Source organism: Paenibacillus germinis, assembly GCF_013141785.1.
Taxonomy (GTDB): Bacteria; Bacillota; Bacilli; order Paenibacillales; family NBRC-103111; genus Paenibacillus_E; species Paenibacillus_E phytorum.
In genome coordinates this window covers 327,644-350,818 of sequence record NZ_WHOC01000019.1, presented here as the reverse complement: position 1 = coordinate 350,818, position 23,175 = coordinate 327,644, and the positions used below count along the sequence as shown (strand labels likewise).

The window sequence follows — 23,175 nt, the reverse complement described above, 5'->3', positions numbered from 1 at the left end:
TGACTAGTTAAGCTCTTTGAGCGGTTCGAAGTTTGGGTATATATACGGTGAGTCGGGGGTTGCGGTTTTTTCGATTTGGGTTGCTTTGATGGTGAAGATGTCGTTTCCGTTGTAGCTGCCGTTTTGGATGGTTCCTGTGACTTTGACCCACATGTCTTTGGGGTAGCTTTGAGCGGTCGGGAAGTCAATCATGACTCCGTAAGGGGTAGCATCAGCGGAACAGCAGCTTACAGCAAAGCGTCCGACGACGAATTGGCTTTTTGACATGTTCTCTTCGCGGTAGACGAAGCCGGTGAGTTCGATTTTTTTGCCTATGAAGTTGTTTTTGAAAAGGTCAATGGACGAAAGGATTTCCATGTAGATTTCTGGCTTTACGACGATGGTGTCTTTTTTGTAGAGGATCATGCCGATTTTGGAAAAATCTTCATCCCACTCGTTATCAGCGTGGAACATCTTTTGGAGTTCGGCATCAGATTTAGCAATTGTGGGAGTCTCGGCACTAGAAGCAGGAATAGGGCTGATAGCTGTGCTATTGTTCACAGGTGGAACTGTTGTGGGACTTGGAGCAGCCGCAGTTGACTGGTTGGACGTATTCACTCCTGTTGAGGCGCCATTGTCGGTGATCAGGTCTGTATTTTGTTTGGCTATACTAGATTTAGCAGCAGAGAGATTCATCCCTTTGGCAGCTACCATAGCACTACTTAATGCTGTATTAGGCAGCAGAAAGCCGATTAACAACGGCAGAATCAGCAGTCCGTAAGCAACTGTATTGCGCAAGGTTGAGCGAGAAACTGGTTGTTCACATTCGCAGGAAACTGGTTTGCCCCAGTAAGCACGCAGTGCCATATAGCCTTGAAAGCAGGCGATGATGTAAAGGATAACGGAGGCGATTTTGACATAAATCATCATACGCGGAGCTATGTAGTATTGAAGGGCATCTGTCTTGGTGAGGATTACGATATAGCTGGAAAAACCAAGCAAAATTATCGTACGAAAGAAATAATGAAAGCTAATTAATCGGACTTCGCTCAAGTCAATTCCTCCTAGATTGTATGACTTTAAAAGTTAGAAAAGCGTTCCAAAAGCAGTGAACAACCCAACACGGTGATAAGAATTAATACCGAAAGCAGGAGTACGAATTTGGATTTGAAAACGGAAAGCATCATAAGTGTGCTTTTGAAATCAAGCATAGGGCCGAAGACCAGGAATGTAAGCAGTGAACCGGATGTAAAAGACGTTTGAAAAGATGAGGCGACAAAAGCGTCTGATGTGGAACATAGAGAAAGAATATAGGCGAAGCCCATCATAAAAAAGTGGGAACTGATAGGGCCCTGACCAATGGCAAGCAGGCTTTCGCGCTGCATAAAAACTTGAATCAGTGCGGTGAGCAGGGAGCCGAAGACGAGATATTTACCCATTTCGAAAAACTCATCAGAAGCGTGAACGAAAAATGTGTTTAACTTACTGGATAGGCCACCGCCTTGATGCTGATGACCCTCCAACGATTCTTGGCTGGAAAAGTTGGCGCGGCTTATACGCAGCGGATTGCTTTTGATAAAACGGTAGAGGATCAGTCCGATTATTATGGCGACAGCAAAAGCCAGCCCCATGCGGGAATAGGCGATAGCAGGGTGATTTCGGAAAGCCATGAATGTAGCTGCGAATACAATAGGGTTAATAATGGGTCCGGTTACGATGAAAACGACTGCGATATAGACGGGCATTCCTTTGAGAATTAGTCTGCGAACGACAGGAATCATGCCGCATTCGCACATTGGGAATAGGATGCCTAAAACGCAGGCGAACAGGATACCAAGAATAGGGTTCTTAGGAATGAAACGGCGTATGGTTTGCTCGGATACGAACGTTTGGAGCAAGGATGAAAGCAATACACCTAGTAAAATGAAGGGAATAGCTTCTAGGAGGATGCTGATGAACATGGTTTTGAAAGCTTGAATGCGTTCTGTTGTTAGCAGGGAGAGTGTAAGCATGTCGTTGTTTAAAAGGATAAGCACAATTAAAAGGAAACAGATAGCGAATATAACATGCATGCTCGCTCGAAACACAGTAGTGGGCATTGATGAAGGCTCCTTAATCATAATTATTACTATTGTAACCTATGATGAATGAAAGGGGAATAGGACAACTTTGTTAAGGACGAGATGTGCGACTACTTGACGCAAGAGGTCCATTTGCTGCACTATGTTAATAGAACAATTTATGACAGAGGGGTAATGCAGGTGGGCACTCATACGCATACGATTGACGAGATGCTAAGGGCGATGGCTCAGCAAGGATGGAGAATTACAGAGCAGCGCAGGAGTTTGGCAACGTTATTCGCTGAATCCGGAAGTTATTTGTCGCCAAAAGACGTTTATGAATACATGAAAGTTAAATATCCTGGTGTGAGTTTTGATACTGTCTACCGTAATCTTCGATTGTTGAGTGAGATGGGTGTACTGGAGCAGTTTCACTTGGCGGATGGCTTGAAATTCAAGGCGAGTTGTTTGTCTCATCATCATCACCATATGATTTGTATCAGTTGTGAAAAGACGGTCACCTTCGAGTTCTGTCCGATGAAGCTTGTGAAGGATCTACCGGAGAGTTTTGAAATTCAAAGCCATCGTTTTGAGATATTTGGATATTGCTCAGATTGTAAGTCGGGCATATCTCAACCTTCTGAGCTGCACTAAAAAAGTCGTGGAAAAGTAAAAGCAGTCTGCTTGAGGTGAACTCAGCGGAACTGCTTTTTGGTATGCATTCTTTATAGTTGAGATTCCGTTAATCGCTTTTGCCAGTCATCTTCGAGAGTTGTCGCATCCAGATCCATACCGATGAGAACGAGATAAGGCGTTCCTTGGAAAGTGGTCGGCTGCCAGTTCGCGCGTTTGCCCGCGAATTGCATAACAAAGGATTCGTGTTTAGCGCCAATAATCAAATAACCTTTCGCGCGAAGTAGTAGGGAGCCCCATTTTGCTAAATAACGTTCCACAAAGCGCTGTGACAAAGCAAGGTCATCATCCATAGGGATTGTTATTGTCTGAATACGTGAAAAAGATGGAGTATGTTTGGATGTCTCGCTTGACGGCTGTGCCGTTTTAATAGCTTGAAATTGAAACTTTTTATTGAAATTCGGCGAGAAGGTGGATTGCGATCCTTGTGGACTGAGAGTGCCGAAAATAAGTTCTAAATCAAATTGACTATGTGCGGTTGGCAGTATTAAGGAACGTTCATTGAATTTGCGAATTGTTTTTTCGATGGACCTCTGTTGTTTATCAGAGATTAAGTCGATTTTGTTCAGAATAAGAAGATCCGCAACTTCCATCTGTCTGCGAAGTGTATGGACAAGCTCTCGGTCCGAGGCGAAAATACTGTTATATTCAAGCACGTTTTCAGCATCAAGTATGGTAATGACTTTATGTAGTTTCACATGAGGAAGTAGTGCAGGCTCAGTCAATGCATCGACGATTTCCTCTGGGTTGGCAACACCTGTTAATTCAATGAGAATGACGTCAGGCTTGCGCATTAACAGTTGTTTAATGGAATCACTAATATCATTTTTCTTACTGCAGCAGATGCAGCCATCGAGCAGTTTGGCCATGTTAACATCAGGTGAGGCTTCTTGGAGGAGATGGCCGTCTACATCTTGTTTTCCAAGTTCATTCATAAGAACAGCCGGGCCCAGGTTAAAGGAGGCAGCTTCTTGAAGCATGCGGATGAGCAGTGTTGTTTTGCCGCTGCCTAGAAATCCACTCAGTACGATAACGGGAACTTTGCTCAAAACAAGGACTCCTTCGTCATGGGATTAAAAAGTAATTATTACGAATTGAATTGTAGTATAAAAAAGGGCAGGCTGCAAGATGGTTTATAATAATTTTCTCCCTTGAGTGCTTAGGAGGTTATGTTATAATAAAGCCATCTTGAAGAACTCGGAGGTACCCTTTGACGATGAAGTATGTAGCCTAACTTTTTCTGCTAAAACGAAAATGTTCGTTGATTGGCAGACTCTACGATTGTGCAGGTAGAGCGAGTGGGATACGTATGTCTAAAGGGGCTGACTCCTTCTGGAGTTGCTGTTCTTTGCATACCAAAATCATGACTTGTTCTTCCTGGCCGTAGGCGATTGCTTGCGGTTTTTTGTATTTGAATTTAAAGGAGGAAATGAGTCTATGACTTTACTAATAAAAGCAATGAATGTGATGAAGGAATATGCGGGGAAACCACTTTTTGAACAAGTGGAATTGGAAGTGAATGCAGGGGAGCGGATCGCGATCTATGGCCGCAATGGCATAGGAAAGACGACGCTGCTTCGCCTGTTGGCAGGCACGCTGGAGCTGGATAAAGGCAGCGTGGAACGCAGGCTGCCGCTCGATCAGTGGGGCTGGATGGGGCAGCAGACAGAGGCTGATGAGGCGGTGTTTACACACGCCTATGTTGAGGAAGGCTGCCCAGAGCACTACGCTGCGAAGCGTCGCTTGAAGGAGCTGGAGGCGCAGATGCAGGATGCGGCTGCTCCTTGCATGGAGAGCCTGTTAGCCGACTATCAGGAGGCGGCAGAGCGATACATGGGGCTGGACGGCTACCACTGGGAAACCCAAGTGGAGCGCAAGTTGCTGCAGCTCGGTCTCGGCCGCGAGCTGTGGGATCAGCCGCTCGGCCAGCTGAGCGGCGGGCAGAAGACGCGCGCCCAGTTGGCGCGTCTGATGGTGCGCGAGCCGCAGCTGCTGCTGCTCGACGAGCCCACCAACCACCTCGACGCGGCGTCGCTGGAATGGCTCGAAGTGTGGCTTCGAGCCTATCCGGGCACCGTCGTGTTCGTTTCCCACGATCGCCATTTCATGGATCGAGTGGCGACTTGCCTGGTCGAGCTGACGCCGACAGGCTGTCGAAAATACCGAGGCGGGTATACAGAGTATACACGCCAAAAAGAACTCGAGCTGCGTACGCAGGAGCAGCTCTATCGCAAGCAGCAGCTTCTACGAGAGCAGCTGGAGGAGAGTATTCGCACGTATCGGCAGTGGTTCCATCAGGGCGAGAAAAACGCCCAGATGGCAGAGGTGCCGATACAGCGCGGGTACTTTCAGGGGCGAGCCGGCGCGCATGTCTCGCGGATGAACGCGAAGATGAAGGAGCTGGAGCGCCTAGAGGGAAACCGCGTGGAGAAGCCGCGGGAAGCGGCGCACCTGAAGGTGAAGCTGAGCGCGAGCGACTTTGCTTCACGCTCGCTTGTGCGCTTGGAGCGGGCCGCGTTCCGCTACGGCGAACGCGAGTTGTTCGCTGAGCTGAGCCTCAGCGTAGACCGCGGCGACCGTTTGGCCGTGCTAGGCCCCAACGGCTCAGGTAAAACGACGCTGCTCAAGCTGCTCGTCGGTGAACTGCAGCCCGCTGCCGGCAAGGTGCGGCAGCACCCGCAGACGTCGATCGGCTACTTCTCGCAGGAGCTCGAACATCTCGACGACGGCGTGACACTGCTAGACAGCCTGCTGACGCTGCCTGCCATGACGCAGACCCAAGCCCGCACGATTCTGGGCTGCTTCCTCTTCTCAGGCGAAGAGGTGCGCAAGCGCATCGGTGATTTAAGCATGGGCGAGCGCTGCAGGCTCGCCTTCCTCAAGCTTTACTTCAGCGGCGCGAACTTGCTGGTGCTGGATGAGCCGACGAATTATTTGGATATTGATTCGCGGGAAAGGATTGAACAGGCGCTGCTCCGCTATCCCGGCGCCATGGTCATCGTCTCGCATGACCGCTTCTTCATTCGTAAGCTGGCGACGAAGCTATTGTGGCTGAGCGCGGAGCGCAGCCCAATCGCTTTCTCCGGCACTTACGATGAGTATGCGGAGGCGAGCTTGGCGAGTGAGAGCTCGCCGGAGCAGCTGGCGCGAGCCAACGAACGACGCCAGCTGGAGTTAACGCTGGCGCAGCTCATGAGCGAGGGGGCGTGGAGCCCCGAGAACGCCCCTGCGCAGCTTCAGATCATCCGAAACATCAAGAAGAGGCTCTCGGAGCTGCAAGGATAAGCGAACAAAAAGAATAAGCCGGGTGCGCACCTCAGGATGCGCTTTCCGGCTTATTTGCTTTTTGCCACGTGAAGCAGCTCAGGTACGGTTACAAACGTGTAACCAGCTGCTTTGAGCTTACTAATTAGCGGTCCAATGGCCTGTACCGTCCCCGACAAATCCTGGCTATCAGCACCTCCGGAGTGCTGAAGGATGATAGAACCAGGCTTCGTTTGCTGCATGATATTGTTCAGCACCTGATCGGAGTTCAGCGATTTCCAGTCGAGGGAATCGACATTCCAATTCACGATCAAATAATGGTGGTCAGCGATCCATCTGACCTGTTCTTCATTTATCGCGCCGTACGGCGGGCGGATTAGCTTAGGTGCGTAGCCGATTAAGCCTTGCAGCACGCTTTCCGTGCTCATAATTTGACTCTGGAATTTGTCCACAGTCAACTTCGGCAGGTTCGCATGACTGTAGGAATGATTCCCAATGACATGGCCTTCTTTGACAATCCGTCTAATCATATCAGGGTGGGAGTTAGCTTGAGAACCAAGTACGAAAAAGGTTGCTTTAACTTGGCTGGCCTTAAGCGCATCAAGTACTTTTGGCGTAAATCTGGTGTCAGGCCCGTCGTCGAAGGTTAGCGCTACTTTCTTTTCCTGAGCAGAGCCGCGTACCTTGAAGGTGTCTGGATATTTCACGACCAGTTGAGAGAGCGTAAGTTTTTTCTGAGATATTCTAGCTTGGCCTTGATTTTTTTGAACAGGAACGGAAGGTTTCTTAGATGATTCTGGATGTACTGCTGCTTTTTTTGGGCTAGGTTTGGGCGAAGGTTTGGGTGTTAAAGCAGCAGGCGTTGCTTCAGGTTGAGCTGAAGTGGTGGGTGTTCCAGCAGAGAGTGGACTATTCATGCTCCTCGGACTCACAAGAGGCTCTGTATCAATTTCATTGTTGCTGGCACTAGAATCTGTTGGTAAATCTTGTTCTTCTACATGAGAATTTTGTGTAGAGCGTTGATCGTAATAAGGCTTGTTTTTTGACACACCGCAGCCTGTCGCTAACAAGCCTACGATGGCGATGGACCAAAGCCATTTGGTCATGGCAATCCCCTCCGAGCATTATGAATATGCTCTAGCTTTTGTCAAGAAGGGACATCCTATCCAGTGAAAATAACGGAATCAAACTGACCCTACAATCTGTAGGAAATATCCCGTACGCTGTGGCTCCATTAAATGGACATGAACTATTTTGGATTATGGACCGTCTTTACATATACCCAAAGCAGAGTTAGCAACAAGAAAGGAGAGGAATGAGTCATGAAAGCCTTGATAAGCTACAACAAATTAGTTGTACTGCTGGTTTTTCTGCTGTGCGCAGGTTGCTTTCATGAGGAAGCCTCAACTCCGTCTCCCAATCTAATGACTACACTAACTCAAAAACGTGACAATGGTTTTTCGGTCGTAGCAGGTGAAAAAATTGGTATTCAAGATCAAGTTCAACCAATACATGTAACACCAAACAAAGCGATTTCATTCGTGGATGAACTTCATGGCTATGGTGTCGCTTCTGGCGCCCGTGATCTTCAATTCTTGAAATCCAGCGACGGTGGGATGACCTGGCGGGCTCTGAGTAGATTGCCTCAAACAAACATACCGATCGCGATTTCATTTTTTGATTCTCAAACGGGTTGGCTGCTTACCAGTGAATCTTCTGATAAAAAATCAGAACTTCGATTAACCTTAGATGGTGGTCGAACGTGGGAGGTAATCGCGCAGGACTTACTTAGATTTGAAACTAGGGGAGAAGAGCCGTTTTTTCGCTTTTTTGACCGACATCAAGGGTTGATTGCGTTCCAGAGTGGTAAAGACATGATGCTCCTTCGCACACAAGATGGGGGTTTGACTTGGTCAGCGTCAAGCCGCATCTCAATGCCAATAGAAGAGAAGGGCGTGTTTACGTTCCGTTCAGCCATAGAGGGTTGGTTTATTGGGCCCGGTAAGAAGGATAAAGAAGTGTCGATATTGTATCACATGACAGACGGAGAGACATGGCAAGAAACAGGCAGGCTGCCGAGTTTCCTGACGCCACAGGCCATTTCTTTTACTGATTCACAGAATGGGTTCATTCTCTTGCATGCGAGTCCACAAAGTAGTGCGAAAACATGGCAATTCCTTCGGACAAATAATGGAGGCGAAACGTGGAGTCAGCACGAATTTCCTAGCACGTTCGAGCCGCTAGCTGCGAGTTTACACCTAAGTTTTCCTACAGCGACAAGTGGCTGGCTTTTGGATGCTAGGGACTTGTGGCGGACGACCGACGGGGGTTTAAACTGGAGTTTACTAACGCCATAAACCTCTTATATGATTTTCTGATAGGTAACGATATCGAGAAATTGGCCCCATTTAAAGCCAACCTCACGGTAATGTGCGCACTGTGTATAGCCATTTTTCGTAAACATATGAATACTAGGTATATTATTCGCGCAAATGGTGGAGATCAGAGCGTGGAAGCCGCGCTCTTTGGCGACTGTTTCGATGTACTGAATGGCTGCTGAGCCCAACCCTTTGCCCACGCATTCCGGATGCAAATAGATTGTCACTTCCCCTGTGGTATCATAGGCTTGCTTTTTCTTGTGCGGCATGACTTGTACATATCCTTGAAGGACCCCATCCAATGTTATCACATACGTTTGGTAACGCGGGTTTGGATGCCTAACACTCTCAGTAAATTCTGATATCTCTACAGGCTCCGTATGAAAAGAAACAGTCGTATGTACGACAAAATGATTGTAGATATCCATCAGAAGGGGGATATCAGACTCTTCTAATTCTTTAAATGATAGGGTAGACATGGTGTAAGCACCTCGCTGTTAGATTTAGACAACACATTCAAATATGTTCCACGGAAGAAGCTGAAATCCTTTTTTAAAAGGACAATTCGAAATAGACATCTAGTCGTATTCCATGTATCTTAGATATAATGTTCTTACTACTAATAGAAGATAAAGTTGAACCATCGGAAATAGGGGGAGTCACATGTCAGGCAATTCAAGTTACATTCTCGTGATCGTCATTGGCGTAATCGTACTCGCTGGTCTTACATTCATGAATCTTCGCAAAATAAGCAGATCTACTGCGGATCTAACCCAGCTCAAAAGAAGAACGCTTCTTTGGAGTGAAATATCCCTTGCGCTTTTCGTACTGCAATTTTTCTTCCGTGATCGTGAAGGAGGGTTCCTGTTGTTCTTTGGAATTCTCACCCTATTTACAGGAGCGCATTATCTCGGTGTATTGTATTATTCACGAAAAAGAAGTAACTAAAGGCGAAGAAGCTCTCCTCCGTAGTTTTACTACGAAAGGAAAGCTTCTATTTATGTTCCTGATTTTCTGCAAATTAAATTCATGCCTGTTATTCGTTCCAACTCGATGGCTGGGTTTTTGTCGGCGTCTTCCATTTTTGATACCATTTCTTCTTTTTCTTCTGCTGCATTAATGTTCTTAATTGCAGCATGACCAGCTTGGCCCTGTCTTCATCCGCATATTTGTTACGCAAACGCTCAAAAATTGTGTGATCTTGCATAGGATACCTTCTTTTCTGACTGTAAGATGAATGCGAAATAAAGAGAATGTATGTTCCTGTTCTATCATATCACATGAAGCATGTAAGAGGGAAGACAAGGTTTTAATTTCAGGTCGAATTTAGTGTGATAGAATAAATAACTAATTAAAAATAGTATAGGTAGGTGCGCATCCATGTCTCGGCAAAAGTGGTATCAGACAACTTGGTTTTTAGTTCTTCTTTGTTTAGTAGCTCCATACATCGGCATTTTTTTTCTAATGAAAAGAACTAAAAACAAACTTATTATTGGCGGTGTTGCCGTTTGGGCCGTAATTATTTTAATAGGCGCTTTTTCTGATAAAAAAGAAAATAAGACGTTGACTGCAACCAGCACCGTTAAGGATTCCTCGGATTCACAGAAAAAGGATGAGCTAATCGCCAAGCAAGCTGCAGAAATAGAAGAGCTAAAAAAGAGTAAAGAGAGTCCACCGGCGGGGCAAGCAATAGCAACTACACAGCCGGCAGCTGCTCCTGTAGCAGAAGCTAGCAAGTACTTAACGGCAAAAGTAACCAAAGTAGTCGATGGAGACACAATTGATGTGTTAATTGGAGACAAAAAGGAAACGGTTCGTTTCGTCCTGGTTGACACACCTGAAACCAAGCATCCTTCTAAGCCTGTAGAACCTTACGGCCCGGAGGCTTCGAAATTTACAACCGATATGCTTGAAGGTAAAGAAGTAAAACTTGAAAAAGACGTCTCAGAACGTGATAAATACGGCAGGCTGCTTATGTATGTTTGGTTCGATGATAAAATGGTAAACGAGCAGCTTCTTGAAAAGGGATTAGCCCGAGTAGCCATCTACCAACCCGATGTGAAATATGTTGATAAATTCAGAGAAATTCAAAAGAAAGCACAGCAGGCGGGAACTGGCATCTGGAGCATAGAGAACTACGCCAAAGATGACGGATATCACCCAGAGGTAATGAAGAAAGCAGAGGAACCTGCGAAAGAAACACAGCCTTCAAAAGCACCTGCATCTACATCAAATAGTAACGTTAGCTATCCAAACTGTACAGCTGTTAAAGCAGCCGGCAAAGCTCCACTTCATCGAGGTGATCCTGGGTACAGCAGTAAGTTAGACCGGGATAATGATGGCGTAGCCTGTGAATAGGAGTAAGTCTGGAAAAGAAGATCAGGAATTATATGCTGGACTTCTAAATTATTTGGTGAAATCAGGTAAATAAGTGAAGGACTAAAATAAACGACACCCTAGTGGTGTCGTTTATTTTTTCTTAATTCAAAAACTTCTTGTAAGTCTCTATTTGAGACACGTAAAGTGAATGGGCAAATTGATGAAAAACTGTATCATGTCAGTATTCCTAGCATAGTATGTAGGAAGGTGGTGATGATAAATGACATTTACACTTGCAGACTGGATGATGTACACCATGTGGGCCATATTTGGATTAATGATCATTGATTTTCTAATCGCCTTTTTCCAATCCTTTTGGAAAGGCTCTTTTGATCCAACTTTTGTATTAGGTTATTTGAAGGATGTTCTATATTATGTCCTGCCATTAGAGATTGTTTTATCCTTGATTCCAACTGATCCTACGGGGTGGACTCTTGTGATTTTTTATTTCGTTGGTGGTATCGCTGTAATTCTCAAGTATTTATTGGACATTAAAAGAAAATTCCGATAACAAGACTGTGGCCTTCCATCATGGGGGGCCTATGGTTTTCATAGAATAATACAAACCGTCTTAAAGGAAGTGAGTCCATGAAGAGATATCAGTGGATCAAGTGGCGAACGTTCATCCTGTGGTTCGCAGCACTCGTCTTAACCGGCGTGCTGATATGGGCAGGGGGGCCGACATCTTGGAATATCGCATTGACTATTATCGGTATTGTGATGCAGCTGCTCTTTGCCATAATGTTCATGATCGTCCAGTTCGTAGCCCTTTTTTGGTTCCTGGCCCGGGGACGCACGTATTGGATTCTTCCCGGCGAGACCGGGGCTACTTGGGATGACTACCGAGGTAACCCCGAAATCGTTGAGAATGCCAAACGGATCGTCACCCTGCTCAAAGGCGTAAAGGAGTTCAAGGAAATGGGTGGTGAGGCGATCAGAGGCTTGCTTCTCTGCGGACCTCCCGGCACCGGTAAGTCCTACCTGGCTCAGGTGATCGCTAACGAAGCACAGGTGCCTTTTGCTTATGCTTCGGCACCTAGCTTCCAAAACATGTTCTTCGGCGTCGGCAACCTGAAGGTGATGCGCCTCTACAAGAAGACACGGAAGCTGGCGACTGTGTACGGAGCCTGCATTATCTTTATCGACGAAATTGACGCCATTGGGATGAGTCGACAGGCGGGAGCGGGAGCAGGTGGAGGAATGTTTGGCATGGGCGGCGGCTCTGGCTTGCTCAACGAGCTGCTCTTGCAGATGGATCCGCCGAACATCGACAACTCCAAGATTTCCAAGATGCTTCGCTCACTGGGGCTGCGGCGCAAAAAGGCAGAGCGGCCAGCGGTACTTACTGTCGCTGCGACCAATCTGCCCGATGTACTCGACCCCGCACTGCTCCGGCCCGGCCGCTTCGATAGGCAGCTCTGGGTCGATACCCCCGATTATGATGGTCGGGTGGACGTCTTCCAATACTATCTCCGGAAGGTGAAACGGGACTCTACGCTAACTCCGGAAGCGGCGGCACTCGATACGGTCGGCTACAGCCCTGCGCAGATCAAACACATCGTCAATGAATCGCTTGTTATCGCCCACCAAAGGGGAGCCCAGGAAGCCAGTTACGAGGACTTCCGGGCTGCAATGGAGACCTATGAGTGGGGACTCAAACAGCCGCTCCGTTCCATGAGAGACGACGAGAAGCGGAATGTCGCCTACCATGAGGCTGGCCATGCGGTGGCCCAGTACCTGCTGAAGCCCCACGACCGGGTCTGGAAAGTGACGATCATCCGTCGGGGCGGCGCGCTCGGTCTTGCTGCCACCAAGCCGACGCATGAACGGTATAACCGAAGCGATAGTGAGATTTTAGCGGAGATCCAAGTTTGTCTGGCAGCACGGGCGGTGGAAGAGGAGTACTTAGGGAAGAAATTAAACGGTGTCACCTCAGACCTGCAGCAGGCTACGGAGTTGGCCGGCGCCTACCTCGGTATGGTCGGTATGGGCGATGAGCTGTTCAGTTGGCTTGCGACGGGCTCTCGGGCCGATGCACTCAAGGCACTCCGGCCAAAGATTAACGAGCTTCTGAAAGATCAGATGCTCCAAGTAAAGAATTTAGTAAAGGAACACGTCGACTTCGTCCACGCCATTGCATCGGAGCTGCTAAAGCAAGGCGATCTAACGGGCGAGGAGATTGAGCAGATCTATGTACGGCTGTATAACCGCAGTCGTCCAGAGCCAACTGAGGTAAAACCTCAGTCGGTTATCGATTCATTAGCCAAAGTTTCTCAAGAACAGCTGCCGGAGGACGCCAACGGTACGAAGGATTCCGAATAAACTATCGATTTATCTTTTTAGAACAGCTGTATTTTATGATAAATCATGCCTGTTATACACAAAAAAACCCTTATAAAAATTAGGGTTTTTAGAATTTGTGCCATAAAATAATAACGGCGACCGCTTGCGCGATCGCCTCATGGGAGAGGAGAAACCGGACGAAGAGCTTATGGGGAAACGTAAGTCTTCTCCGCGGTTGTCTACGACATTCTCTGATGTCGATAGTTCAAGGATGACCGTTTTACGGGAAATTTATACATCACAGGGATAAAATTTTTGTGTCCGATTAGAGCTTGTGGTACGATAGCAAAAGAATGAGCCAGCTAGAAGGGAAATACGTAAGATGAGAGTGATTTCAGGCACCGCCAAAGGCAGGTCGTTAAAAGCTGTACCCGGTACCAGCACGCGGCCGACAACGGATAAAGTGAAAGAAGCGATCTTCAGTATGATTGGTCCTTATTTTGAAGGAGGACAAGTGCTTGATCTATTCGCTGGTACAGGCGGACTCGGGATTGAAGCTCTAAGCCGCGGGATGGATAAGGCTGTCTTCATTGATATCGAGAAGAAAAGCATCGACACGATTGGGCATAATTTAGTAACCGCAGGTCTCAAGGACCAAGCTGAGATCTACCGAACGGATGCTACTCGGGCGTTGAAAGCATTAGCGAAGCGGGAGCAGCAATTTGAGCTCGTTTTCCTCGATCCTCCGTACAAAATGAAATTTATCGCGGAGTTGATAAGCACGATGGAAGAGCAGTCGATTGTTCAGTTGAATGCTACGATCGTTGTGGAACACGATGCTAAGGATGTCCTCGAAGATACCATCGGTGGATTTAAGCAGCAGCGAAGATCCGATTACGGAGATACCGCTGTCACGATTTACAAAGGATCAGCAGAATAAATATGAGCATTTTTTAAGGAGATGAACAGCATGATGAGGCAAGAACACGGAATTACAGTTGCCGTTTATCCAGGCAGTTTTGATCCTGTTACACACGGCCATCTTGACATTATACATAGAGCGGCAAAGGTGTTTGATAAGTTGATTGTAGCTGTACTGAATAACACTTCCAAGAATCCATTGTTCACATTGGAAGAACGGATGGAGCTCATTAGGAAGGTGACCAAGGATCTGCCGAATGTAGAGGTAGATGGTTTTAGAGATTTGATGGTCAATTATATGAAAGCTCGCAATGTACGTCTAATTGTTCGTGGGCTTCGAGCGGTTTCTGACTTTGAGTATGAATTGCAAATGGCTTCTACGAATCACAAGCTGAATCCTGATGTAGAAACTTTCTTTATGACTTCGAAGCCTCAGTTCTCGTACTTGAGCTCAAGTATTGTGAAAGAGATTGCTAAGTTTCACGGACCAGTGGAAGATCTAGTTCCTGCTGAGGTGGAAGAAGCACTGAAAAAGAAATTCCCTCGAATCTAATGGAATTACGAATCAATAGCTTTCTTTTTGAAAGTTCTCAGGACCGTTGAAATAATTATCATCAAAGTGAATAATAGAAGGAACTGCGTCAGCATAGGTCCCCACAGGCCCCATGCCGATTCGCCGTTCAGTGGAAAGGCAGCCGTAGGATACTCGCTTTTGGCTTTGTCTAACCAAAGAAAACTAGGCTCAGAATCCATCAAAAGCAGCTGAAGCGGTTTCCAAAGGAGAACGGTTAATGCCAAAGCAAGTACAGCATGCAGAGCACGGGCCTGGAAGAAGAATAGATAACGAGCATCTGTTTTTTGATGAAAGCCAGCTACTTGCGCGTGAGCAGATAAGCCTCCCCAGCCAAGAAAAGCGCTTAGGAGCGCCATTTGCGGAAGTAAGGAAAGGCCTTGTGCTTGGCTAAAAGCATAGGCACCCAGATGAATTTCCAGAAACCCCTTAAGCCACTGAGGTGTGGTATCGGTGTGGACATTCATAAAACTCAGTAAATAGTGTGTGATGGGTCGAAATACGTCCGTAAGATGAGTTATGTTAACTACATTAATTAGTACAGAAAATATCATCATATAACCACCAATTAGCATTAAGGATTGCACGGAAGAGGCTACCGCATCCCCGAGCAGCTTACCGAAGGGACGTCCATCGTGTAGGTAAGCTTGGCGCATCGTTGATAAGGAGAGTTTCCAAACGGAAGCGGATACTTGATTTGTAGGCCGCAAAGTGGCTATTTGGAGTTCATGGGAGTCGGCTAAAGGTTGCTTTGATTTTTTGGAATTTCGCATCAAAAATCCAGTGAAAATAGCCGAGGCATAATGAACTACTGCAAGTATGAAGCCCAGCTTAGCGCTGTGCAGAAAGCCGACGCCTACGACCATAATTAGGAATAAGGGGCTGCACAAATGGGACAGTGCCGTTAATCGTTCTGTTTCTGTTTGGGAGATGAGGTTTTTTTCCCTCAGGGTAGCTGTAATTTTGGCTCCAGTAGGAAATCCTACTATAAGACCTGATGCTAGCGCCCACCCACTTACACCGGGAAGACGGAATACAATCCTCATCAGCGGCTCTAAAAGAATGCCTATCCCTTGAATAATACCAAAACCGATTAACAGCTCAGTCAAAATGAGAAAAGGCATCAATGCTGGAAATACAAGTTTCCACCAAATTGTAAGTCCTTCGAGCGAAGACTGAAATGCCTTGTCCGGGAATAAAATGATAGAAACGACTACAAGGGCAGCCAAAGACCCTAGTACCAGCGTTGTGAGTTTGGAGTTGGATCTTGCATTCTTAGGCTGCATAATATCACCTCGTCCTTTAAACATGCTTCAATTGTACGCTAGAGCATGCGGGTTTAGACCAAGCTTTCGCTTGGAGGCAAAGCAAGAGACACCACTTGTATAAGGCATCAGGAAGGGGAACCTGCATGGAGAACGAAGAAGAGAGTACGATTCGTACATGGTCGAATGATTCGTATCGACATCCGAAAAGATCGGCGACTAGGCGCTATTTAATCTCCGCGATTGTCGGAGTTGTCATTGTTTATTTATTGTTTTTTGTAAGACTTCCTTTTTTTATATTTATGCCAGGAACAGCGGAAGAAATTAAACCGATGGTGACGATCCCCAGAGGCTCTGATCCCGAAAAGGGGACGCTAATGCTAACTACTGTACGAGTTGCCGATGCCAACATGGTCAATTATTTAATCGGTCTCGTAAATCCTTATGAAGAGATTCAGCCGAAAACGAGCGTTTTGCGTAAAGGTGAGTCGGAACAAGAGTATTCACAGCGCCAAGAGTATGTTATGTTGACATCCCAAGCGAGTGCTATCCAAGCGGCTTATAAGCAAGCGGAAATTCCCTTTCATATCAATCATGAAGGGGTTATGGTACTCCAGACGCTGCCTGGCTTATCGGGAGAAAAAGTTCTCAAACCTGGAGATGTGCTTTTAAAAGCTGGAGATAAAGAAGTGAAGGTCGCCCAAGATTTACTGGACTCACTTAAAGGTAAAAAAGCTGGAGAGACAATTGTTATTACGTATTCGAGGAAAAAAGTCGAACAACAAGCTACGCTGACGCTTGGTGCGCTTCCTAAGCAAGAAGGGGAGCAGGGCGAGCCGCGGGCAGGCATCGGTGTTGTACCGGCGGATATGCAGGCTGTAAAAGCAGACCATGAGGATCAACAAGTATCCATTAAGGCTGGTGAGATTGGCGGTCCTTCAGCGGGATTAATGTTCTCCTTAGAGATTTACAATCAACTCGTGGCAGATGATATTACCAAGGGTTATCGAATTGCCGGGACAGGGACAATTGAAAGCGATGGCACTGTAGGTCCAATTGGCGGTATACAGCATAAGATCATTGCCGCGGATCGGGAGAAGGCCGATTATTTCTTTGCACCCAAAGATGTGATTTACAAAGATGGTACCAAAATCGAGAATTACACAGCAGCTGTCGAGAGAGCCAATCAGATTAAGACTAAGATGAAAATTGTCGAAATCGGCACCATGGAAGATGCGCTCAAATTTCTAGCAGCATTGCCTCCGAAATAAGCTAGATCTAGTAAAAACAATATAATTTAAATTGACAAAAGGCATACAAACTGGATATAATAATCTTTGTTTGTTTGGGGTGAAAAAACATGCAAATTGGTTTTAGAGAGCTATCTCTTAAAGGGCAGGTTCATATGACCGAAGAATTGACCTTGACAGATCCTTTTGAAGGACGTCAAGATATCCTTGGTCATGGTCCCGTACACGTCGATCTTCAAGCTGTTTATGAAGATGGAGTAGCAAAAGTTAACGGTACGTTAACGCTAGACTTGGAGTTAAGCTGTTCACGATGCTTATCGCACACTAACCAAACAATCGAACTTCCTTTTGAGGAAGTCTTCATGCAAAAACCAGAAGAAGAAGATCCGGATCTAGACGAGGATATTCATTTAGTGGTTGGAGATAAAGTCGATTTGGAGCCTTACGTTGTAGAGAATGTAGTGGTCGGTTTACCGTACATACCACTTTGTGACGAAGCGTGCAAAGGTCTCTGTCCCGTGTGCGGAGAGAATCGCAATCAACGTGATTGCGGCTGTAAGCAGGAGAAAATTGATCCTAGGCTTGCAGGTCTCGCGGACTTTTTTAACAAAGAATAAGGCATCGTTGAAATTCGTATAAGGAGGTGTTTTGAATATGGCAGTACCTCAAAGAAGAACGTCCAAAACTCGTCGCGACAAGCGCCGTACTCACTTTAAATTGGAAGTTCCAGGCATGGTGAAATGTGAACAATGTGGAGAACTGAAGCTAGCACACCGTGTGTGCAAGTCTTGCGGAACTTACAAAGGTAGAGAGATCGTAAAAGCATAAGATTGGACATAGTACTTCATCCTAGTGTGAGGTGCTATTTTTTTTGCTTTCTTTTTGGCTATAAATTTAATATACTACAGTTTAGTATCTGGTAATAAGATGAGATCTCACGAGATAAGGTGGTGCTCGCCATCGAACGCCTTCCTAAACGACAAAGGCAGCAGCAATTGCTTCAAGCCATTGAAGCTAATCCTTTTATGACAGACGAGGAACTGATGCGAACGTTTCAGGTCAGTATCCAAACCGTCCGCTTGGATCGGTTGGAACTCGGCATTCCTGAGCTGCGGGAACGAATGAAGCATATGGCGGTCAAAACGTACGATCATGTGCGCTCACTGCCAATTGATGAAATTATTGGAGAAGTGATTGATTTACAGCTGGATCAAAGCGGTATCTCGATTTTTGAAATTAAAGAAGATCATGTTTTCTCAAGAACCAAAATTGCAAGAGGACATCATATTTTCTCGCAAGCGAACTCCCTGGCGGTTGCCGTCATCGACGATCCCATAGCTTTAACAGCTTCTGCAGACATTCGTTTTATTCGTTCTGTAAAGCTCGGAGAGAAATGTATCGCCAAAGCCTATGTGCGTTCCGTTTCCAAAGGGAAAGCAAGAGTCGAGGTGTTTTCATATGTTGGCGATGAAACGGTTTTTCGAGGCAACTTTGTGATCTTTCATTCGAAGAAAGAGCAACATCTTGATAGGGAGGACAAGCTGCATGCGAATCGCGATTGATGCAATGGGTGGCGACAATGCCCCTAAAATCGTAGTGGAAGGTGCACTCGCAGCGGCCAAAGAATGGAAGGATGTTCATATCATTCTGGTCGGTAACAGCGCCGCGATTGAAGCGCACCTCACAGAAAGGCCAGCGAACTTAACTATCCATCATACGGAAGAAGTCATTGAAGCAGAGGATGAGCCCGTTAAGGCCGTTCGACGCAAAAAAGACGCTTCCATGGTGGTAGCAGGAAGGCTGGTACGTGAGAAGAAAGCGGAAGCCATGATTTCCGCAGGAAATACAGGTGCTTTGATGACGACTGGATTGCTAGTCGTAGGAAGAATTCCAGGGATTGAACGTCCTGCACTGGCGCCTATGATTCCAACTATGGATGGAAACGGTGTTCTTGCGCTCGATCTGGGAGCTAATATGGATGCAACAGCCGAACAACTGATCCAATACGCCATTATGGGCAGTATTTATCGCTCCAAAGTACATGGTATCGTCAAGCCTCGTGTAGGCCTGCTGAATGTGGGTACAGAAGCGACCAAAGGGAATGAATTAACGAAAGCGGCATATCCTTTAATGGAACAAGCCCCTATTCATTTTGTGGGTAATGTCGAATCTTCACAAGTGCTTCGTGCCAAATGCGATGTCATCGTGTGCGATGGATTCGCGGGAAATATCATGCTGAAATCATTAGAAGGCGCTGCGTCTACCATTTTCTCAGCAATTAAACAAGAGTTCACCAAAACCTTTTTCACTAAACTTGCAGCGGCTGTCTTGAAACCAGGACTTACAAAATTTCGCAAAAAGTTGGATTATAACGAACATGGGGCAGCCCCGTTTTTGGGTATTGATGGATTAGTCCTAAAAAGCCATGGTTCCTCCGATGCAAATGCCATCAAGAATGCAGTTCGTCAAGCGAGAGTTGCCTTACAAAATGATTTGGTTGGCACGATATCTGCCGAAATTAGCCACGGGAAGAGAGATATAACAACATGAACTTAATACCAGTTGGGGTACTCGGAACGGGTAAATATGTACCAGAACGAATTTTAACAAATCAAGAATTGGAAACCATGGTCGAAACGAATGATGAGTGGATCGTGACTAGAACGGGTATTCGTGAGAGAAGAATAGCCGCCGAAGGACAAGCTACTTCTGATCTTTGTTATGAAGCTGCACTGATTGCTCTAACTAATGCAGGGATTACGGCGGACCAACTTGATTTAATTATAGTAGCGACGATTACACCTGATATGGCATTCCCTTCAACGGCATGTATTCTCCAAGAGAAGCTGGGAGCCAAAAAAGCAGCAGCTTTTGACTTGTCGGCAGCTTGTTCAGGCTTTGTATATGGACTAGCTAATGCCTCTAATTTCATTGCCACAGGTACATATAAACATGCACTTATCATTGGCGCTGATTGTTTATCCAAAATTACTGACTATACAGACCGAAACACATGCATTCTTTTTGGCGATGGCGCTGGAGCCGTTGTTATTGGGGAAGTGCCTGAACATAGAGGTTTCAAATCGTTTGAGTTAGGCGCTGACGGCACAGGAGGTCCACTCCTAAAAATTGAAGGTGGAGGGTCACGCAATCCTTCCTCACAAGCCTCCATTGACCAACGTTTGCACTACATCTATATGGCCGGAGCTGAAGTCTTCAAATTTGCCGTCCGGATCATGGGCAATGCCGCTGATGAAGCGCTGCGCAAAGCAGGCTGGGAAAAAACAGACATCGATCTGCTCGTACCGCACCAAGCGAATATGAGAATCATTCAAGCTTCTCTAAATCGTCTAGAACTGACTGACGACAAATGCATGATCAACCTAGACAAGTACGGCAACATGTCCGCAGCATCTATCCCGGTAGCTCTCGCTGAAGCAGTTGAGCAGGGCAGATTGAATGAAGGCGACCGTCTCGTGCTAGTCGGCTTCGGCGGCGGCCTAACATGGGGCGCAGCTGCTTTGGTTTGGTAGTCTTCTTTTACTATCTGCACTATCCCTAAGGCTCAGTCGATTAGGAAAAGACCATTCTTTCTTGTGTTCTTCTGAACCCGAGGGGTACGCTGGATAAATGCACAATTGGTTAAAAGACTTGCAGCTGGTAAAAGTTTTCCGAGTGATGTTTATAGGCACTATCCCCAAGGCTCAGGAGTTTAGAAAAAGACAATTCTTTCTTCTTTTCAGCTAAACCCGAGGGTTCAGCTGGAAAAATGCACGATCGACTGAAAGACTTGCAGCTGATAAAAGTTTTCAGTGTGAGTCTATCAGCAATATCCCCTAAACTCAGTAAACAAATTGAGTAGGCGCAGTTAAAGTTAATAATGAACTGAAGAACTGAAGAACTGAAGAACTGAAGAACTGAAGAACTGAAGAACTGAAGAACTGAGCCAAGGGGATAGTGTCAATAAGGGTGGTAGAAAAATAGTCGCCCGACAAATAAATGGAATTTTAAGTAAAAACATATAATTAATTACTGAAAATTATCGCGGAAGGGGATCCTTTTCTCGTATGGGTAAAATAGCATTTGTATTTCCTGGTCAAGGCTCGCAGTCCGTGGGTATGGGTCAAGATTTATACACGAATCATCCTGCTGCCAGAGCATATTTTGAGCGCGCTAACGAAGCGCTAGGCTTTTCGTTATCTGATCTGATCTTCCAAGGTCCAGAGGACCAATTGAAGATCACGTATAACACGCAGCCTGCACTGCTGACAACAAGCATCGCTTGTCTGGAAGCGTTCAAGGCTGCTGGCATTAAGCCAGACTATGTCGCTGGACATAGTCTGGGTGAATACAGCGCGCTGGTCGCAGCGGGCGTGCTGGCGTTCGAAGACGCGGTTCGCACCGTACGGGCCCGCGGCGAGTTCATGGAACAGGCCGTCCCTGGCGGCCTGGGTGCCATGGCAGCCGTGCTGGGAGCCGAGCGAGAAGCGCTTGCGGAGCTATGCGCGGCTATCACAAGCGGCGGCTCCGTCGTGGAGCTCGCCAATGTGAACTGCCCGGGACAGATCGTCGTCTCGGGCAGTAAAGAGGGCGTTGCAGCGGTTGTTGAACGCTGCAAAGAAGCCGGAGCGAAGCGTGCAATACCGCTCGAGGTGAGCGGGCCTTTTCACTCTTCACTCATGAAGCCAGCTTCGCAGCGCCTCGCAAAGGTGCTTGCGTCGATCGAGATGAGTGATGCAGCCGTGCCCGTTGTGGCCAACGTAACGGCTCGTCCTGTCACGCAGCCTGACGATATTCGCGGGCTGCTCGTAGAACAAGTGTACTCTCCAGTATTGTGGGAGGACACTATTGTTTATCTGATCGGCCAAGGCGTCGATACGTTTATTGAGCTTGGCTCGGGAACGGTTCTCGCAGGTCTGATCAAAAAGGTAGACAAAACGGTGAAAACCGTTTCGATCGGTAGTCTAGAAGCTTTGGAGAAGTACATGCAGGAGGTACACAATCATGTTAACGGGTAAGGTGGCACTGGTAACGGGGGCATCTCGAGGTATTGGCCGAGCGATTGCTTTGCATTTGGCTGAACATGGGGCCGATGTTGTTGTGAACTATGCAGGAAGTGAAGCCGCTGCTGGAGAAGTTGTAGCACAGATTGAAGCGATGGGACGTAAAGCTATTAAGCTGCGTGCTGACGTAAGCAGTTTTCAAGAAGCTGATGATTTAGTGAAGCAAACGCTAGAAAGTTTTGGTAAAATTGATATTCTTGTGAATAATGCTGGCATAACAAGAGACAATTTAATCATGCGGATGAAGGAAGAAGAGTTCGATCAAGTCATCGCTACGAATCTCAAGGGTGTGTTCAACTGTGTAAAAGCCGTTACTCGCCCGATGATGAAACAGCGTTTCGGTCGAATTATTAATATATCTTCTGTAGTGGGTGTGCTCGGTAACCCGGGTCAGGCCAACTATGTAGCAGCAAAAGCAGGCGTTATTGGCTTAACCAAAGCGACTGCGAGAGAACTATCTTCTCGAGGCATTACGGTGAATGCTGTAGCGCCAGGTTTCATTGAAACCGATATGACGGACAAGTTGTCATCCGAGATGCGAGAGCAAATGCTGAAGCAAATTCCACTGGAGCGCCTTGGCCAACCTGAGGAAATTGCAAAGGTTGTTCGCTTCCTAGCATCAGACGATGCGTCCTACATGACAGGCCAAACACTCCACGTGGATGGCGGCATGTACATGTAAGTTTTACCAGAAAGAGAATCTCAAAATTGACTACTGGCAATCTGTCAGAGATTCTCGTATAATACCAAAGAGGAGGTGAACCGGATGTCCGACGTATTGGATCGTGTTAAACGAATTGTTGTCGATCGTCTAGGGGTTGATGAAGCTGAAGTCACCCTCGAAGCATCTTTCAAAGAAGATCTAGGTGCTGATTCTCTCGATGTAGTTGAATTAGTAATGGAATTAGAAGATGAGTTCGATTTAGAAATTTCAGATGAAGATGCTGAGAAGATTACGACTGTAGGAGAAGTTACGAATTACATAAAATCTCATACGTAATAGTCTACCGAGTCCCGTTTCTAATCAAGACGGGACTTTCTCTCCATTTTCAAACAATAAAAAATGATG

General features: G+C 46.5%; 25 protein-coding genes. 18 read left to right on the top strand and 7 right to left on the bottom strand.

From position 1 onward, the window contains the following. Positions 1-3: 3 nt before the first annotated feature. Both GC102_RS03980 and GC102_RS03975 read right to left on the bottom strand, forming a co-directional pair. Positions 4-1,032, bottom strand: a complete 1,029-nt coding sequence (locus GC102_RS03980) for a TIGR03943 family putative permease subunit (RefSeq protein ID WP_171648759.1) — start codon at positions 1,030-1,032, stop codon at positions 4-6. A 26-nt stretch (positions 1,033-1,058) separates the two neighbouring features. Continuing rightward, entirely contained in the window at positions 1,059-2,078 is a 1,020-nt protein-coding gene (locus GC102_RS03975; protein ID WP_171648761.1) for a permease, read from the bottom strand. A 156-nt stretch (positions 2,079-2,234) separates the two neighbouring features. Here GC102_RS03975 and GC102_RS03970 point away from each other — a divergent pair, with 156 nt between their 5' ends. Then, entirely contained in the window at positions 2,235-2,693 is a 459-nt protein-coding gene (locus tag GC102_RS03970; RefSeq protein WP_171649081.1) for a Fur family transcriptional regulator, read from the top strand. A gap of 71 nt (positions 2,694-2,764) precedes the next feature. Here the strand turns inward: GC102_RS03970 and GC102_RS03965 are convergent, their stop codons facing one another. Further along, positions 2,765-3,781, bottom strand: a complete 1,017-nt coding sequence (locus GC102_RS03965; protein WP_171648763.1) for a CobW family GTP-binding protein — start codon at positions 3,779-3,781, stop codon at positions 2,765-2,767. A 388-nt stretch (positions 3,782-4,169) separates the two neighbouring features. On the opposite strand from GC102_RS03965, the gene abc-f reads away from it, so the two are divergent. Beyond that, on the top strand, positions 4,170-6,017 hold the full coding sequence (gene abc-f / locus GC102_RS03960) for a ribosomal protection-like ABC-F family protein (protein ID WP_171688297.1): 1,848 nt from the start codon (positions 4,170-4,172) through the stop codon (positions 6,015-6,017). Positions 6,018-6,067: 50 nt separating this feature from the next. Here abc-f and GC102_RS03955 read toward each other — a convergent pair whose 3' ends face one another. Next, complete coding sequence (locus GC102_RS03955) at positions 6,068-7,102, bottom strand: polysaccharide deacetylase family protein (RefSeq protein WP_171688296.1); 1,035 nt, start codon at positions 7,100-7,102, stop codon at positions 6,068-6,070. Between the two features lie 216 nt (positions 7,103-7,318). Between GC102_RS03955 and GC102_RS03950 the strand changes: the two genes are divergently transcribed. Continuing rightward, a complete protein-coding gene (locus GC102_RS03950) occupies positions 7,319-8,353 on the top strand; it encodes a WD40/YVTN/BNR-like repeat-containing protein (protein ID WP_171688295.1) in 1,035 nt (344 codons plus the stop codon). A 5-nt stretch (positions 8,354-8,358) separates the two neighbouring features. Here the strand turns inward: GC102_RS03950 and GC102_RS03945 are convergent, their stop codons facing one another. Then, positions 8,359-8,853 (bottom strand): GNAT family N-acetyltransferase, encoded by a 495-nt coding sequence (locus GC102_RS03945; RefSeq protein WP_171688294.1) that lies wholly within the window; start codon positions 8,851-8,853, stop codon positions 8,359-8,361. A 184-nt stretch (positions 8,854-9,037) separates the two neighbouring features. Here GC102_RS03945 and GC102_RS03940 point away from each other — a divergent pair, with 184 nt between their 5' ends. Then, a complete protein-coding gene (locus GC102_RS03940; protein WP_047672726.1) occupies positions 9,038-9,322 on the top strand; it encodes a hypothetical protein in 285 nt (94 codons plus the stop codon). A gap of 88 nt (positions 9,323-9,410) precedes the next feature. Here GC102_RS03940 and GC102_RS03935 read toward each other — a convergent pair whose 3' ends face one another. After that, positions 9,411-9,581 (bottom strand): hypothetical protein, encoded by a 171-nt coding sequence (locus tag GC102_RS03935; protein WP_171648775.1) that lies wholly within the window; start codon positions 9,579-9,581, stop codon positions 9,411-9,413. A 173-nt stretch (positions 9,582-9,754) separates the two neighbouring features. On the opposite strand from GC102_RS03935, the gene GC102_RS03930 reads away from it, so the two are divergent. The 5 genes from GC102_RS03930 to coaD all read left to right on the top strand — a co-directional run bounded on the left by GC102_RS03930 (position 9,755) and on the right by coaD (position 14,510). Beyond that, positions 9,755-10,732, top strand: a complete 978-nt coding sequence (locus GC102_RS03930; protein WP_246320716.1) for a thermonuclease family protein — start codon at positions 9,755-9,757, stop codon at positions 10,730-10,732. Between the two features lie 241 nt (positions 10,733-10,973). After that, the gene (locus GC102_RS03925) at positions 10,974-11,264 is read left to right on the top strand and encodes a hypothetical protein (RefSeq protein ID WP_171688293.1); all 291 of its coding nucleotides are present in this window, start codon (positions 10,974-10,976) and stop codon (positions 11,262-11,264) included. A 77-nt stretch (positions 11,265-11,341) separates the two neighbouring features. Then, a complete protein-coding gene (locus tag GC102_RS03920; RefSeq protein WP_171688292.1) occupies positions 11,342-13,075 on the top strand; it encodes an AAA family ATPase in 1,734 nt (577 codons plus the stop codon). Positions 13,076-13,418: 343 nt separating this feature from the next. Further along, on the top strand, positions 13,419-13,976 hold the full coding sequence (gene rsmD / locus GC102_RS03915; protein ID WP_171688291.1) for a 16S rRNA (guanine(966)-N(2))-methyltransferase RsmD: 558 nt from the start codon (positions 13,419-13,421) through the stop codon (positions 13,974-13,976). A gap of 30 nt (positions 13,977-14,006) precedes the next feature. After that, positions 14,007-14,510, top strand: coding sequence for a pantetheine-phosphate adenylyltransferase (coaD, locus tag GC102_RS03910; protein ID WP_029195317.1), 504 nt, complete (start codon positions 14,007-14,009; stop codon positions 14,508-14,510). Between the two features lie 5 nt (positions 14,511-14,515). On the opposite strand, the gene GC102_RS03905 is transcribed toward coaD, so the two are convergent. Next, the gene (locus tag GC102_RS03905) at positions 14,516-15,814 is read right to left on the bottom strand and encodes a nucleoside recognition domain-containing protein (RefSeq protein ID WP_171688290.1); all 1,299 of its coding nucleotides are present in this window, start codon (positions 15,812-15,814) and stop codon (positions 14,516-14,518) included. Positions 15,815-15,939: 125 nt separating this feature from the next. On the opposite strand from GC102_RS03905, the gene GC102_RS03900 reads away from it, so the two are divergent. The 9 genes from GC102_RS03900 to acpP all read left to right on the top strand — a co-directional run bounded on the left by GC102_RS03900 (position 15,940) and on the right by acpP (position 23,106). Next, on the top strand, positions 15,940-17,064 hold the full coding sequence (locus GC102_RS03900) for a SepM family pheromone-processing serine protease (protein ID WP_171688289.1): 1,125 nt from the start codon (positions 15,940-15,942) through the stop codon (positions 17,062-17,064). 89 nt (positions 17,065-17,153) lie between these two features. Next, a complete protein-coding gene (locus GC102_RS03895) occupies positions 17,154-17,660 on the top strand; it encodes a YceD family protein (RefSeq protein WP_171688288.1) in 507 nt (168 codons plus the stop codon). Between the two features lie 37 nt (positions 17,661-17,697). After that, complete coding sequence (gene rpmF, locus GC102_RS03890) at positions 17,698-17,871, top strand: 50S ribosomal protein L32 (protein ID WP_029195321.1); 174 nt, start codon at positions 17,698-17,700, stop codon at positions 17,869-17,871. 119 nt (positions 17,872-17,990) lie between these two features. Then, positions 17,991-18,605, top strand: a complete 615-nt coding sequence (gene fapR / locus GC102_RS03885) for a transcription factor FapR (protein WP_047672754.1) — start codon at positions 17,991-17,993, stop codon at positions 18,603-18,605. Continuing rightward, positions 18,589-19,593, top strand: coding sequence for a phosphate acyltransferase PlsX (gene plsX / locus GC102_RS03880; protein ID WP_171688287.1), 1,005 nt, complete (start codon positions 18,589-18,591; stop codon positions 19,591-19,593). The genes fapR and plsX overlap by 17 nt, the downstream gene beginning before the upstream one ends. Beyond that, entirely contained in the window at positions 19,590-20,576 is a 987-nt protein-coding gene (locus GC102_RS03875) for a beta-ketoacyl-ACP synthase III (protein ID WP_216625518.1), read from the top strand. Before plsX ends, GC102_RS03875 begins: the two co-directional genes overlap by 4 nt. Before the next feature lie 534 nt (positions 20,577-21,110). Further along, positions 21,111-22,061, top strand: a complete 951-nt coding sequence (fabD, locus tag GC102_RS03870) for an ACP S-malonyltransferase (RefSeq protein WP_171688286.1) — start codon at positions 21,111-21,113, stop codon at positions 22,059-22,061. Next, the gene (gene fabG, locus GC102_RS03865; protein WP_029195326.1) at positions 22,048-22,788 is read left to right on the top strand and encodes a 3-oxoacyl-[acyl-carrier-protein] reductase; all 741 of its coding nucleotides are present in this window, start codon (positions 22,048-22,050) and stop codon (positions 22,786-22,788) included. The genes fabD and fabG overlap by 14 nt, the downstream gene beginning before the upstream one ends. Before the next feature lie 84 nt (positions 22,789-22,872). Continuing rightward, positions 22,873-23,106: an acyl carrier protein gene (acpP, locus tag GC102_RS03860; protein ID WP_028558238.1), complete on the top strand. Its 234-nt coding sequence runs from the start codon at positions 22,873-22,875 to the stop codon at positions 23,104-23,106. Positions 23,107-23,175: the final 69 nt, after the last annotated feature.